The organism is Limosilactobacillus mucosae, from assembly GCF_046939755.1.
Lineage (GTDB): Bacteria > Bacillota > Bacilli > Lactobacillales > Lactobacillaceae > Limosilactobacillus > Limosilactobacillus mucosae_A.
On the sequence record NZ_JBKZAY010000011.1, the window covers coordinates 35,392 to 49,053 of the forward strand.

At 46.7% G+C, this 13,662-nt stretch carries 14 protein-coding genes; 13 read left to right on the forward strand and 1 reads right to left on the reverse strand.

The features are described 5' to 3' along the window. The first annotated feature begins 61 nt into the window (after window positions 1–61). The 10 genes from ACLUWI_RS05195 (at window position 62) to ACLUWI_RS05240 (ending at window position 8,651) form a co-directional block, all read left to right on the forward strand. A complete protein-coding gene (locus ACLUWI_RS05195) occupies window positions 62–325 on the forward strand; it encodes a type II toxin-antitoxin system HicB family antitoxin (protein WP_347953639.1) in 264 nt (87 codons plus the stop codon). 395 nt (window positions 326–720) lie between these two features. After that, entirely contained in the window at window positions 721–1,380 is a 660-nt protein-coding gene (locus ACLUWI_RS05200; RefSeq protein WP_412146448.1) for an amino acid ABC transporter permease, read from the forward strand. Then, window positions 1,361–2,041: an amino acid ABC transporter permease gene (locus tag ACLUWI_RS05205; RefSeq protein WP_048345279.1), complete on the forward strand. Its 681-nt coding sequence runs from the start codon at window positions 1,361–1,363 to the stop codon at window positions 2,039–2,041. Before ACLUWI_RS05200 ends, ACLUWI_RS05205 begins: the two co-directional genes overlap by 20 nt. A 12-nt stretch (window positions 2,042–2,053) precedes the next feature. Beyond that, complete coding sequence (locus ACLUWI_RS05210) at window positions 2,054–2,794, forward strand: amino acid ABC transporter ATP-binding protein (RefSeq protein ID WP_412146449.1); 741 nt, start codon at window positions 2,054–2,056, stop codon at window positions 2,792–2,794. Window positions 2,795–2,821: 27 nt separating this feature from the next. Beyond that, a complete protein-coding gene (locus tag ACLUWI_RS05215) occupies window positions 2,822–3,679 on the forward strand; it encodes a transporter substrate-binding domain-containing protein (RefSeq protein ID WP_056968473.1) in 858 nt (285 codons plus the stop codon). 276 nt (window positions 3,680–3,955) lie between these two features. Further along, complete coding sequence (locus ACLUWI_RS05220) at window positions 3,956–4,120, forward strand: hypothetical protein (RefSeq protein ID WP_412146450.1); 165 nt, start codon at window positions 3,956–3,958, stop codon at window positions 4,118–4,120. A gap of 39 nt (window positions 4,121–4,159) precedes the next feature. Then, entirely contained in the window at window positions 4,160–5,308 is a 1,149-nt protein-coding gene (locus tag ACLUWI_RS05225) for a trans-sulfuration enzyme family protein (RefSeq protein WP_412146451.1), read from the forward strand. A gap of 100 nt (window positions 5,309–5,408) precedes the next feature. Beyond that, a complete protein-coding gene (locus ACLUWI_RS05230; protein WP_412146452.1) occupies window positions 5,409–6,554 on the forward strand; it encodes a trans-sulfuration enzyme family protein in 1,146 nt (381 codons plus the stop codon). A gap of 112 nt (window positions 6,555–6,666) precedes the next feature. Then, entirely contained in the window at window positions 6,667–8,307 is a 1,641-nt protein-coding gene (locus ACLUWI_RS05235; RefSeq protein ID WP_412146453.1) for a polysaccharide biosynthesis C-terminal domain-containing protein, read from the forward strand. A 137-nt stretch (window positions 8,308–8,444) separates the two neighbouring features. After that, on the forward strand, window positions 8,445–8,651 hold the full coding sequence (locus tag ACLUWI_RS05240; RefSeq protein ID WP_006500124.1) for a hypothetical protein: 207 nt from the start codon (window positions 8,445–8,447) through the stop codon (window positions 8,649–8,651). A gap of 58 nt (window positions 8,652–8,709) precedes the next feature. On the opposite strand, the gene ACLUWI_RS05245 is transcribed toward ACLUWI_RS05240, so the two are convergent. Then, window positions 8,710–9,576, reverse strand: a complete 867-nt coding sequence (locus tag ACLUWI_RS05245; protein WP_412146454.1) for an NAD(P)H-hydrate dehydratase — start codon at window positions 9,574–9,576, stop codon at window positions 8,710–8,712. 116 nt (window positions 9,577–9,692) lie between these two features. Here ACLUWI_RS05245 and pepV point away from each other — a divergent pair, with 116 nt between their 5' ends. The 3 genes from pepV to ACLUWI_RS05260 all read left to right on the forward strand — a co-directional run bounded on the left by pepV (window position 9,693) and on the right by ACLUWI_RS05260 (window position 13,649). Next, window positions 9,693–11,093 carry a dipeptidase PepV gene (pepV, locus tag ACLUWI_RS05250; protein ID WP_412146455.1) on the forward strand — a complete coding sequence of 467 codons (1,401 nt, stop codon included), beginning with the start codon at window positions 9,693–9,695 and terminating at the stop codon, window positions 11,091–11,093. Window positions 11,094–11,193: 100 nt separating this feature from the next. Next, window positions 11,194–11,694, forward strand: coding sequence for a universal stress protein (locus ACLUWI_RS05255; protein ID WP_412146456.1), 501 nt, complete (start codon window positions 11,194–11,196; stop codon window positions 11,692–11,694). Between the two features lie 569 nt (window positions 11,695–12,263). Beyond that, complete coding sequence (locus ACLUWI_RS05260) at window positions 12,264–13,649, forward strand: L,D-transpeptidase family protein (RefSeq protein ID WP_412146457.1); 1,386 nt, start codon at window positions 12,264–12,266, stop codon at window positions 13,647–13,649. The last annotated feature ends 13 nt before the right edge of the window (window positions 13,650–13,662 follow it).

Sequence of the window (13,662 nt, forward strand, 5' to 3'; positions counted from 1 at the left end):
AAAGGTCAGCATTCGGCAGCGTCGAGGCTGGCCTTTTTGGATTTTACGAAAGGAATTAGCAATGGAACTAGTTAGCTATGGAGCGGTCTTTACGCCAACTGAAAAAGAGATTCAAGTTGACTTCCCGGATGTTCCCGAAGCGTTCACGCAGGGGCAGACTATGGATGAGGCCATCGAAAATGCCAAGCTGGGTCTGGCAATCGTGATCAATGACAAGCTGGGCCATTTTGAGCCAGCACCAGCCGCAACGCCAATCGATCAGTTGAAAACAGCTTTTCCGGATCGCGAAGTGCGACTGATCGAAGTCGATCTGGAAAAATATTAAACGCGTTGATCCTTGTTGGGATGGACTTTTGAAACCATCACGATGATTAGGTAAAACTGCTTACTATAAATAAGACGTTGACAATTGAAAACCTAATCGTTATAATAAAGCCATTAAATTTTTAAGAGTTTTTTAATTATTAATTTTCATTGCGAAAGGAGGAATTTCTATGTTAAAGCATCAATTTAAATCACTGGAAGTTTCTGCCGTTTCGTCAATGATGGCCTGTTGTTAATTTATTCCTCAATCGATTTTTCGATCTGAGGCCTTTTTGAGTTCTTAATTATTTTTGAATCGAGAAGGCTGATTAGGGGGATAAATGAGCAGCAGGTTTTTTTTATGCATTTTTAGATTAGACATTATGCAATTATTTGTCTAAAAGGAGAGTGAGAGGTTTGAGTTGGACGATCATTCAGCAGAGCCTGCCTGAATTTGCCAAGGGCTTTCGGCTGACGCTGTGGCTGTCTTTAATTGGTATTCTAGGCGCGATGATTGTGGGCATCATCGTCAGTCTGGTGCGATATTTCAAGGTACCATATCTGGCAGGCATCCTGGGTGCTTATGTTGAGCTGGCCCGCAATACGCCGCTTTTGATTCAGCTGTTCTTTTTATACTATGCCTTTCCAGTGATTGGCTGGAAAATGAGCGCCGCTGCTTGTGGAATCGTTGGTCTGATCTTTTTAGGTGGCGCCTACATGGCAGAAGGATTCAGCGGCGGCTTTAACGGGGTGGCCAAGACGCAGCTTGAATCTGGCAAGGCGCTGGGGATGAGCACCTGGCAGCTGGCCCGTTACGTAGTCTTTCCGCAGGGATTTGCACTTTCGGTCCCAGCCCTGGCTGCCAACGTGATTTTTTTAATTAAGGAAACCTCGATTTTTTCGGTGATTGCCATTCCAGAATTAACGAACACGGCCCTGGATCTGATCGGTCTTTACTACCGTTCCAACGAATATCTTTTCGTTTTGGTGATCGCCTACGCAATTATCTTGATTCCACTATCCTTGATTTTGACCTGGCTGGAAAGGAGGGTTCGCTATGGCACATTCGGGAATTAATGTTTTGTTGGAAGGCCATAATTTTGTCCGACTGCTAGGCGGATTATGGACCACGGTTTGGATCGCAGCATTATCTTTGCTGATTGGGTTGGCGTTGGGCGCGCTGCTGGGAATCTTGCGGACGTTTAAGAATCGGCTGCTGCGCTTGATTCTACGGCTTTATCTAGAATTTTTCCGGATCGTGCCCACGGTTGTGCTGCTGTTTTTGGCCTATTACATCCTGCCAAGAATGATGCATGTGGCCAACCTCCCTGGATCTTTGATGGCCGTTGTTGCCTTTGCCTTATGGGTAGCCGCGGAATTCAGCGATATCGTTCGAGGAGCTTTGATCTCGGTTCCTAAGCATCAGCGGGAATCGGGTATGGCGTTGGGCTTGAACCGCCACCAGCTGTTTTACTACGTTTTATTGCCCCAAGCATTTCGCCTGGAGCTGCCGGCAACGATCAATCTGGCAACGCGGGTGATTAAAACGACCTCACTTTTGATGATGATCAGCGTGATGGATGTCATCAACATTGGTCAGCAGATTATCGAGGCCAATAATCATCTTTATCGAACAGGGGTCTTTTGGGTCTATGGTTTGATTTTCGTGTTTTATTTCCTGGTGGATTATCCACTGTCGCGCTGGGCTAAAAAGATGGATGCCAAGCAAGCAGATTAAGGGGGATGTCTTTTGACTGAAGAAATTTTAAAAGTAGCACATTTAAACAAGTTTTACGGTAAACGTCAAGTCTTGTTCGATATTAACTTTGATCTCAAAAAAGGCGAAGTGCTGGCACTGCTGGGACCTTCCGGATCGGGCAAGAGTACGACGATTCGCACGCTGAACGGCTTAGAGGACTTTCAAAGCGGTCAGATCACTTTTGAAGGCCAAAACGTGATTCCAGATGAAAAGCATTGGCAAGAGCTGCGGCAAAAGATCGGCATGGTTTTTCAAAGCTATGACCTGTTTCCAAATATGACGGTTTTAGAAAACATCGTCCTGGCACCAACCAAGGTTCAGCACCGGGAACAAAAGGAGGCAGAAGCTGAAGCCAAAAAACTACTGGCCATGGTTGGCTTGAGCAATTATACGCAGTCTTACCCGCGGCAGCTGTCAGGTGGGCAAAAACAGCGGATTGCCATCGTCAGAGCACTGGCGATGCATCCGGATTTGATGCTGTTTGATGAGGTTACGGCTTCATTGGACCCTGAGATGGTAAGAGGCGTTTTGGAAATCATCAAAAAGCTGAGTGACGAAGAGGATATGACAATGCTGATCGTGACTCATGAGATGAATTTTGCCGCTCAGATTGCCGATCGGGTGCTGTTTTTGGAAGATGGTCATATTTTAGAGGATACGCCGGGTCAGCAGTTCTTTAAGCAGCCGCAGACCGAGCGTGCACAGAAGTTCTTAGAGAGTATGGATTTTTAAGTGTTTTTGAGAAAAGGGGAATTAATTATGAAAAAGCAGAGTCTAAAAAAACTGATTCAAACGCTGGTATTGGCCCTGGGAGCATTTCTGTTGGCATTTGCACCATTGGCAGGTACTTTGACGGCCCATGCCGCTGATAATCAAAGTTCGGTTTCGGCAATCAAGAAGCGTGGCTATATCAAGATTGCCGTCTTTGGCGACCTGCCGCCATATGGCTGGGTCAACAAGGATGGCAAGCGCGTAGGATATGATCTGTATCTGGCACGGCGGATTGCCAAGGACTTAGGCGTCAAGGCCAAGTTCGTACAGGTTAACGCCAACAACCGAGTTGACACGCTGAACTCCAACAAGGCGGATCTGGTTTTGGCCAACTTTACGGTCACGCCGGAACGTAAGCAGACGGTTGATTTTGCCAAGCCATACATGAAAGTTTCCGTCGGGGTCGTTTCTAAAAAGAGCGATCCAATTACTAAGGTCAGTCAACTGAAGGGTCAAAAGCTGATCGTCAACAAGGGAACGACGGCGGAACAATACTTTACTCAACACCAGACCGGCGCTAGCCTCTTGAAGTTTGACTCCAAGACGCAGCAGTTTAACGCGCTTAAAAACGGTCGGGCCAAGGCATTGGCTGACGATAACTCCTACCTGTACGCTTGGGTCAAGAACAATCCTAAGTACACGGTCGGCATCAAGCAGTTGGGTAAGAGTTCTTACATTGCCCCAGCCGTTAAGAAAGGCAACAAGTCGCTTTTGAACTGGACCAACAAGGAAATCACCAAGCTTAACGGTGAAAACTTCTTTGAAAAAGACTACAATCAAGAGTTGAAGCCTTACTTCGGTTCCGAGGTTAAGGCTAGCGACATCATTTTGACTAATCAAAAATAGTCATTGATGAATGCTCTAAAATATGAACTGTAAAAACGTCGTCGGTTAATTGCCGCGGCGTTTTTTAATTGATGGATGGATGAAAATGATTTACTAAATTCTTAGTACAGAGTAAAAAATTTAGTTGACATGAGAAAACTACGTGACTATAATGAGTAAAAATTAAGAAATCCATTAAATAATAATTACAAAAGCGTTGAAGAGAAGAGTAGGCTGCTTTATTAGTGTTTCAGCGACTGCCGTTAGTGAAAGGGCAGCACGAACCAGCAGCTGAAGATGAGCTTGGAGCAAGGCGTTTGGTCAGATTGGCTGAATTCCCGGCAGGATCCGTTACCATCCCAGACATCAATTGGTGTTGTTGAGGCCGCTGTGGGCAATCCAGCGGTAAAATCGGGTGGTACCACGTCGGATCAGCTGCGTCGTCCTGAATCTATCAATTAGGTTCAGGGCTTTTTTATTGCCTTGAGAAAGGGGAAAAACATGACAGAATTTAATACCAGACTGGTACACGGACCAGCCCAAAATGACAATCAGACGGGAGCCGTCAACGTACCGATCTATACTTCAACGACCTACCGCTATCCTAAAATTGGGGCACCGGTACAGTATGACTACGGACGTTCGGGCAATCCAACGCGCCAGTACCTAGAAGATCAATTAGCGGCTCTGGAACATGGCACGCGGGGATTTGCGCTTTCTTCTGGGATGGCGGCGATTCATACGGCATTGGCGATTTTTAAAGCCGGCGATCATATCATTGTTGGCGATCAGATCTATGGCGGCACGTTTCGGCTGCTCAATCAGTTCTTTAAACGCTGGGGACTGAACGCGACACCGGTTGACACCAGAGATCCGGCTGCCATTGAACGCGCGATCCAGCCCAATACCAAAGCCGTTTATTTTGAGCCGGTTACCAATCCGCTGCTACAGGTGACACCAATTGCTGCTGTGGCTAAGGTTGCTAAAAAACACCACTTGTTAACGATTGTTGATAATACCTTTTTAAGTCCCTATCTTTGTCAGCCATTGACTTTAGGCGCCGATATCGTCATTCATAGCGCGACTAAGTATCTGGCTGGACATTCCGATGTCAGTGCCGGTGCAGTGGTCACTAATGATGAAGAATTGGGCAAGCGACTCTACTTTATCCAAAACGCATTAGGCGCCGTGCTTTCACCTGAAGACAGCAACCTGGTGCGGCGCGGGTTGCAGACGTTAAGCGTCAGAATGGATCGGCAGCAGGCCAACGTCAAGGCGATTATTGCTCATCTACAGCCACTGTCAGCCGTCAAAAAAATCTATTATCCCGGTCTTTCAGGCCAGCCAGGCTATGAAACGCTGAGCAGCCAAGCCAAGGGTGCAGGCGGCGTGCTTTCGATCGAGCTGGCCGATAGCGTGGATGCGGTTAAGTTTGTTGATTCGTTGCAGCTGTTTCAATTGGCAGTCAGTCTGGGTTCAGTGGAAAGCTTGGTGGAGCTGCCAAGCAAAATGAGTCACGCGGAGCTTTCGCCAGCTGAACAGCTTAAAGCCGGCATTACGCCAGGGCTGATCAGATTGGCGGTTGGCATTGAGGACCAACGCGACTTGATTGCGGATCTTGATCAAGCATTAGCCAAGGCAATTCAATGATCAACAGGTCTTAAAATAACTGGCATGCAGCAAAGCCTGGCTCAGAACTGTCTGATCACCAGCTAAATGGATCACAAAATATCAGAAAGAGGGAATTTTTATGTGTGAATGTCAAAAGAATGAAACTGAACTGTCACTAGCAACCATTGCCGCCCAGGCCGGTAATCATGAGGACGAGCGTGGCGCGGTGGCTTTACCGATTTATCTGTCGTCTAACTATCGGCACCCAACCTTAAAAGAGGCCATCAACTTTGACGCGGCTAAAAACTATACCTACTCGCGCCTGTCAACACCCAATCGCCGTGCCGTTGAAAAAACGCTAGCCAAGCTGGAGGGCGGGACGGCAGCTTTTGCACTCAGCTCGGGGATGGCGGCCATTCAGCTGGCATTAAGCATCTTAAAGACTGGCGATCGTTTGATTTCCCTAGATGATCTGTATGGCGGCGATTTTCGCTACTTTGATTATCTGAAGCGGCATGCCGGGGTTGAGTTTGATCAATGGAATGGCCGGTCGATTGCTGAACTGGTTGCCAAGCTGACGCCTAAGACTCGAATCGTCTGGCTGGAGACGCCTTCTAATCCAACTATGAAAGAACTTGACATTCAAGCAGTGGCAGCAGCCGTTCATGAATACGACTCAAGCATCAAAGTGATCGTTGACAATACCTTTTACACACCAATCTACCAACGGCCATTATTAAAAGGAGCTGACGTGGTTGTTCACAGTGCAACCAAGTATCTGTCTGGTCATAATGATCTGCTGGGCGGGGCGGTCGTCGTCAAAGATGAACAGCTGGCTCAGGAATATTATGACTATTACATTACGACTGGCGATACCTTGGATTCATTTGATTCATGGCTGCTTTTGAGAAGTTTAAAGACGCTAAAGGTACGCATGGCTCAGCATACTAAAAATGCCCAGGCCATTGTTGAGTATCTTAAACAAGCGCCAGAAGTCGAAAAGGTTCTTTATCCAGGCAAGGGTGGTATGATCAGTTTTTACTTAAAAGAAGAAGCCCAAGTTGAGCGCTTGCTTGATCATGTAAAGATAATTACGTTTGCTGAAAGCCTAGGTGGAATTGAAAGTCTGATTACGATTCCTTACTACCAGACGCATGCTGACATTTCAGTTGAACAGCGGCAGCGTTTAGGAATTACGACTAAGCTTTTGCGGCTGTCGGTAGGTCTCGAAGACGCGGCTGATCTGATTGCTGATATCAAACAGGCGCTAGCAGCGACCCGTTAAGGTTTTCTTAACAAATTATTAATTGATTTGCGCTGACTGCCAATTCAAGCTAGAATAGTTAGGATTATTTTTTGAAATTTTAACAATTAAAAAGGTAGGAAAGCAGCAAATTATGGATGCACAACAAAAAACGGCCCCGAGCAAGCAGGCTGCAGCCAAGGCAAAAATGCTCAGTGGGTCGGCCTGGATGACGGCAGGGAGTGTATTGTCGCGAGTTCTGGGTGCACTTTATATCATCCCTTGGGTAACTTGGATGGGGGCCTACAGTGATCAGGCCAACGCGCTTTATGCCAAGGGATACAACATCTACAACCTGTTTTTGGTAATCGCGACGGCGGGGATCCCATCCGCAATGTCGAAGCTGGTTGCCCATTATAACGGGATCAATCAGACCAACATCAGCAAAAAGCTGTATCATACGGGGATGTACGTTTCAATGGCAACCGGGGTGATTGCCGCTTTGATCATGATGTTTGGCGCGGCGCTGCTGGATGGCGGCGATCCCAACGAGATTCCGGTCATCCGTTCTTTAGCCTGGGCCGTGCTCTTGATTCCCAGCATCAGTATCTCGCGGGGGTATCTGCAAGGTTACAGCTGGATGGCGCCATCAGCCATCTCGCAGTTGATCGAACAGCTCTTAAGAATCATCTACATGCTGGGCGCTACCTATCTGGTCATGAAGATCCAAAAAGGGAGTTGGGTCTTAGCGGTTACCCAGTCAACGTTTGCTGCCTTTATTGGGGCTTTAGGAGCAGCCGCGGTGCTGATCATGGCACGGATTCATTATCGGCGGCCAATGGAGGAGATGCTGGAAAACAGTCCGGCGACACCGGAAATATCAACGGTGCAGCTGATTGTCAAGATCGTCTATCAGGCCATTCCGTTTATCGTGATTGAATCAGGGATTACGATCTTCCAACTGATTGATCAATATACCTTCTTTAAGATGATGCCGTTGGTCGGTCACTTTACCTACTATCAAATGAACACGGTCTATGCCATGTTCAGCTTTAATGCCAATAAACTTTACATGATCATTATTGCGGTAGCAACCGCCATGGCAACAACGGTGATTCCACTGCTGGCTCATGCACGCGCCAAAAATGATCAGGAAGGCATGCGCACGCAGATTGAAAACGCGCTGGAGCTGTTCTACTTTATCATGGTACCGGCTTCACTTGGCCTGGTTGCCGTAGCACCGCAAGTCTACACGGTTTTTTATCGTTATAATCAAGCCGGAATCGTAATTTTGGAATTTGCGGCGTTTGCTTCGATTGCCATGGGGCTTTACAGCGTAGCAGCCGCGATGATGCAGGGAATTTCGGAAAACCGCAAGATGATGAAGATTTTGGGAGTCGGCATGATCATCAAGCTGATTTTGCAGTTCCCATGCATCTGGCTTTTAAAGGGCATGGGACCGCTGTTGGCAACGGCACTGGCCATGGTGGTGATGAACTACTTGATTTTGCATTCGTTTAATATGGAATTTGGCTTGCACTTTGAAGAAATGGCTAAACCAACCAATCAGATTTTGGCCTTTTCTTTGGTCATGTTTGTAGCTACTAAACTGGTGATGTTTGGTTTGGGATACCTGGTTAATCCGCATGGCCGCTATGCCGCTTTTTTCCTGCTGATTCTCGGGGTAGCCGTTGGTGGTGTCATTTATGCTTATCTGGCACTGAAATCACGACTGGCTGACCATTTGCTGGGCGCGCGGGCTGATCTTTTACGGGAACGGCTGCATATGAATTAAAATGATTTGCTCGTCTCAGATTTGGGGCGGGCTTTTTTATTATCAAAAAGATGGTCAAGAAAGGTCAAAATATTTAACAAGTCGACCAAGACGTGCTAAAACGTAGTCGTAAACAAGAAAGGAAGGCTGATTTTATTATGGAAATCAAAGAAACTACGATTAACCAGATGAAGAAGTCTCATTTCGACGTTACGGACACCGACAACCATGAAGTCGATCTAACCAAACTGGCTGAACAGCCGCAAGACGCCAAGCTGGAACTGCGCGCCAAGGGTCAGATCGTTCAGGATAATCTGACGCCCAAGCAGATTAGTATCGCGGTCAATGACTTATTTGCCGCTTAAGCAAGTCAACCATCAAAAAATCCATGACGCCCGGTTGTGACGTCATGGATTTTATTGTTTAGTCCATAAATCCAATATGCGTTTCAGTATCTTGATCGGCAACTTTTTTCATAAAGGCAGGCAAGGCATGACTGATTTGGTGCGGCAAAACGATGTATTGATTTTCCGCAATCTGGTCAGCTACAGCACTGTGCGCGTAAACAGCGGCCAATACTGCATCCAAACCGGCATCTTTGAATTCAGCCGTAAACGAGCCGACCATTCCGGCCAGCGTATCGCCCATGCCACCGACAGCCTGCGCGGCAGAACCGATTGGCAGCTTAAAGACTTGATCGTCATGATAGATTTCAGTATGGTGCTTTTTCAAGACAACAGTTGCATTCAGCTTTTGGACGGCTTTTTGATTGTTTTCAACGGACTGATCGGCAATCTTGATTCCAGAAAGCCGCTGCCATTCCATTTGATGCGGTGTGTAGATGACACTAATCTGGCAGGCGGGCTGTTTCAGGTTTTCCCGAGCCATTAAGGTGATTGCTGAGCCATCGATTACCAGTGTCTGACCATCGTGCACGTATTCAAAAACGTTTTTAAGAATGTGCAGGCTTTGCGCGTTATCGCCGAGACCAGGGCCAACGACCACCGTATCAGCCGCCACGATCAGATCACCAACCAGCTGATCGTCATTAAAATCGGCAAACATTGCTTCTGGCAGCTGAGCATGCAGGGCTGCCGAGTTGACTGGATCGGTAGCGGCTGTAACCAGACCAGTCCCGCCATAGACTGCTGCCGTCGCGGCCATGATGATGGCACCGCCAAAGTTTTCATTGCCGCCAACCAGCACGACCTTGCCAAAAGTTCCCTTAAAGCTTTCCTGTGGGCGGGCTTTAATGACTTTTTGCAGAATTGACTCATCCAAGTTTTGCATGTTTGATAACTTCCTTTGTTTAATCCAATAAAATCCACTGACGATTGATCCGTAAATCAACCTCAAATAATGTTATCATTAAATCTAGGAATTTGACTAACATTGGAGGTTTTTTTATGACTGATTGGTTAAAAGCCGCACAATCTCAAAAAGAAGAATATCTTAACGACTTGACTACGCTGATCAAGATTCCCAGCGTGCGCAATGATGATGAAGCCACGCCGGAATATCCGCTTGGCCCAGCTCCAGCCCAGGCATTGAAAGCTTTCTTGGAAATGGCTGAGCAGGATGGTTTCCGCGTTAAAAACATCGATAACGTGGCCGGTTTTGCTGAATGGGGTGAAGGCGATGAGACCTTGGCAATCCTGGCCCACCTGGATGTCATGCCGGCAGGAAAAGGCTGGGCGACCGATCCGTTTAACCCAGTGATCAAAGATGGCAAGCTGTATGGCCGCGGTGTTTCCGATGACAAAGGGCCTGGGATGGCTGCCTATTATGCTTTAAAGTACTTGAAGGATCATGGTGCCGTCTTTAAGCAGAAGGTACGCTTTATCGTTGGTACCGATGAAGAAAACGATTGGACGGGGATGAAGCGCTACTTTGAAGTGGAACCGGCCCCAACCTATGGCTTCTCGCCGGACGCCGAATTCCCATTGATCAATGGTGAAAAAGGCCAGGTATCATTGTTGCTGGATATTGATGGTGGTAATGAAGGCGAAGTAGTCTTAAAGCATTTTGACTCGGGCCTGCGTTTTAACATGGTACCACGCGATGCCGAAGCCACGATTGAAGCAGCGGATAACGAAGCCGTAGCGACTGCATTTACCGATTTTTTGGATGAAAATCCGATTACCGGGAGCATTGAAACCGATGCTGATGGAATTAAATTAACCGTGGTTGGCAAGGCTGCCCATGGGATGGAACCTGAAAAAGGCATCAACGCCGGCACCTATCTGGCAACGTTTTTAAAGCAGTTTGACATTCGGGGGCGGGCTGGCGACTTTATCGATTTTGTAGCCAGCTATCTGCATTTGGATACACGCGTCAGCAGCTTTAATGCGGCATTTGCAACCGATAAGATGGGCGAGATGACGATGAACGCTGGTATCTTGAAGTTTGATCAACATGATGGCGGCCACATTGATATGAACTTCCGCTATCCAGAAGGTATCACCGCTGATGAAATCTTAAATCGCATCAAGCCGGTTGCCCAAGATCATAATTTTGCCATCAGTCGTAATCAAGGCGAGGTACCCCATTATGTTGATGCCGATGATCCGATCGTGACTACGCTTTTGCAGGCCTACATTGATCAGACTGGCGACCAGACTGCCCAAGCCGAGGTCGTTGGTGGTGGAACCTATGGCCGCTTAATGAGTCGTGGGGTAGCGTTTGGGGCTTTGATGCCGGATACGCCGAACACGATGCATCAGCCAAATGAATTTCAGCCGGTTGAAGATCTAATCAAGTCGATGGCTATCTATATGCAGGCAATTCACGACTTAGTAGTTGAATAAGGAAAACATATTGTTCAAGAAACCGTTTTCGTGGTAAAATAATATTAAAGAAAACCAATGTAGATTTTCTTAATAAGGTTGTTTTATGGAGGTGGCAATAATGAGTGAATACAAGAACTTGTTAGTTGGTGTTGATGGCTCTGAACAATCCAAGATGGCGGTTCAAAAAGCTATCGACATTGCTAAGCGCAATAACGCCAAGCTGCATCTGTTGAGCATCGTCAACGGTGAACGCTATCCAAACTCAAGCACGGTTGGCTATGGATTCGTTGATCGTGACATCTACAAGAAAGCTACGGATCAAATGACTAAGGAACTGGCCGAGATGAAGAAAAAGGCCGAAGCTGCTGGAGTCAGTGATGTCGTAACTGATGTCAAGATTGGTAACGCCAAGCTGGAACTGACGGAAGGCTATGCCAAAGAACATAACGTTGACCTGATTTTGGTTGGGGCCACGGGTCTGAACATGATTGGGCGGATGATCGTTGGTTCTACGGCTGCTTATGTAATTCGTCAAGCCAACTGTGACGTCATGGTTGTTAAGACCGACGAAAACAATAAGAAGCTCAACGTTAAAATGGAAAGCTATCCAGAAATCTAATGGCCGACCATTTGAAAGCTGATTTTTCAAAACGTTTCGGACCTGGTATTTGATTTGCCAGGTCTTTTTTATTTGCATAATAAAACTGAAATGACCTAGACTGCGACAAGTTTCTCAATAACTGCGGCTGATGAAGCTTCCCAAATTGACCGGTTGCCAGTCGTGTTGGAAATAGCAGTACTTATATGCCAAAAATCTTGCATAATATCAGCGAGGAAAAAGCTATTACCTACTTTTGGCAAAAAAGCAGCGGAAAGTAGATAAATTTCGCAGTCAAGCAAAGACTGATTTCTTTCACAAAGCTGCTCGACTAACATCGTAATGGCCATAGTCAGATGAACTTTAGTGGCCGGATAGCGAATGCTGGCGTGGCTAATTGATCCGATCGCGTCAAAACGCTATTTAGGCAACTGCAAAATGCAGGTTGATGGTATCCAGATGTTTTAGACCTTAGCCGCTATCGCTGTTTATCAATGAACGATTCACTGACGGAAATTATAATATCTTTCAATTTGGTAATGTTATATAATTGGCGTTGCACAAGGTTAAGGTTAAGGGAGCTGAGAAATATGAACTCGCGCACGAAAATGTCTTTGGGCATTATCGCAACGCTGCTGGTCATCGTGATTGGCGTGATGACCTGGCATCAAAGAACTCATTTTAATAAGAATACAACCATCAATGGCGTGGCCGTAGGGGGCTTAACCGCGCAGCAGGCCTATGACAAAGTGGCCAAGACCAGGCTGACCAACGAAGTAAAGCTGGATGGCAAGGTGATCTATCAAGGCCAATCCAGCAGCGCGGGATTTACCAAGAGTGATCTAAGCAAATTCCAAACGGCCCTAAAAAAACAAGTCACGTTCTTTCCTTCCAGCAAGGCCAAGAATGTCAAGGTTGTCCCAAGTCATGTCGATAAGACACGGATTGCAGCAATGCGGGCAGCTTTAAAGGCCAATATCGAAAAAGAAAATGTTGGTCGCAAGGCGCCGGTTGATGCCAAAGCGGTTTTGGCAAATGGCAAAGTCACGATCAAGCCGGCCCAAAAAGGCAATCGTTATGATACCGAAGCGCTTTTAAAAGACTTTGATCAAAATGCAGCCAACGTTAAGATCGTGCTGCATAAGCAATATCAACATCCATTGGCAGCCAGCAGCAAAACGGTTAAGCAGGAAGCCGTCAAATTAAGGGCACTGCTTAATCAAAAGCTGACTTATCAAGTCGAAAACAAGACCTACACTTTAACGACCAATGATATTATTACCGAAGCTACGTATCTGAATCACCAATACCAATTTGATACCAAGGCTCTCCACCAGCTGGTTCAAAAGGTGAACAAGAATCAATCGACTCTGGATAAGAGCTTTACGTTTACCACGCACAGCGGCAAGCAGATCAAAACAGCGACGGGCGGTTCATATGGCTGGCGGCTTAGTGAGACTAAAGCCGCGGCTACTTTAACCAAGGCCCTGATCAACCATCAGACCAGCGTCAATGCCAAAAACGACGTCTATGGAGTTGGCTATAATACTGGCGGCATTGGTTATGGCACGACATCAAACCATGGTATTGGTAATACCTACGCGGAAGTCTCAATTTCCGACCAGCACGTTTGGTTTTACAAGGACGGCAAATGCGTTTTTGATGCCAGCGTGGTTACTGGTAAACATAGCAGTGGCGATGATACGCCTAAGGGAGTCTGGTATATTATGTACAAGCAGCGAAACACTACTTTACGTGGTACCAGCGACAACGGTTCAGCTTATGCTTCGCCAGTCAGCTATTGGGCACCGTTTACCGATAGTGGCTGTGGATTTCATGATGCCAGCTGGCGAACGGACTGGTCAAGCACGGCTTATCTGAACAACGGTTCCAATGGCTGTGTCAATATGCATACCAGTGACGCGGGAACGGCATATGATTCATTGAGTCAATATGAACCGGTAATTGTTTATTAGATTTGATGCTGCT

Excerpts from the sequence above, each read along its gene's own strand:
- ACLUWI_RS05195 (WP_347953639.1), top strand. The coding sequence starts at position 62 with ATGGAACTAGTTAGCTATGGAGCGGTCTTTACGCCAACTGAAAAAGAG.
- ACLUWI_RS05205 (WP_048345279.1), top strand. The coding sequence starts at position 1,361 with ATGGCACATTCGGGAATTAATGTTTTGTTGGAAGGCCATAATTTTGTC.
- ACLUWI_RS05215 (WP_056968473.1), top strand. The coding sequence starts at position 2,822 with ATGAAAAAGCAGAGTCTAAAAAAACTGATTCAAACGCTGGTATTGGCC.
- ACLUWI_RS05220 (WP_412146450.1), top strand. The coding sequence starts at position 3,956 with ATGAGCTTGGAGCAAGGCGTTTGGTCAGATTGGCTGAATTCCCGGCAG.
- ACLUWI_RS05225 (WP_412146451.1), top strand. The coding sequence starts at position 4,160 with ATGACAGAATTTAATACCAGACTGGTACACGGACCAGCCCAAAATGAC.
- ACLUWI_RS05230 (WP_412146452.1), top strand. The coding sequence starts at position 5,409 with ATGTGTGAATGTCAAAAGAATGAAACTGAACTGTCACTAGCAACCATT.
- ACLUWI_RS05235 (WP_412146453.1), top strand. The coding sequence starts at position 6,667 with ATGGATGCACAACAAAAAACGGCCCCGAGCAAGCAGGCTGCAGCCAAG.
- ACLUWI_RS05240 (WP_006500124.1), top strand. The coding sequence starts at position 8,445 with ATGGAAATCAAAGAAACTACGATTAACCAGATGAAGAAGTCTCATTTC.
- ACLUWI_RS05245 (WP_412146454.1), bottom strand. The coding sequence starts at position 9,576 with ATGCAAAACTTGGATGAGTCAATTCTGCAAAAAGTCATTAAAGCCCGC.
- pepV (WP_412146455.1), top strand. The coding sequence starts at position 9,693 with ATGACTGATTGGTTAAAAGCCGCACAATCTCAAAAAGAAGAATATCTT.
- ACLUWI_RS05255 (WP_412146456.1), top strand. The coding sequence starts at position 11,194 with ATGAGTGAATACAAGAACTTGTTAGTTGGTGTTGATGGCTCTGAACAA.
- ACLUWI_RS05260 (WP_412146457.1), top strand. The coding sequence starts at position 12,264 with ATGAACTCGCGCACGAAAATGTCTTTGGGCATTATCGCAACGCTGCTG.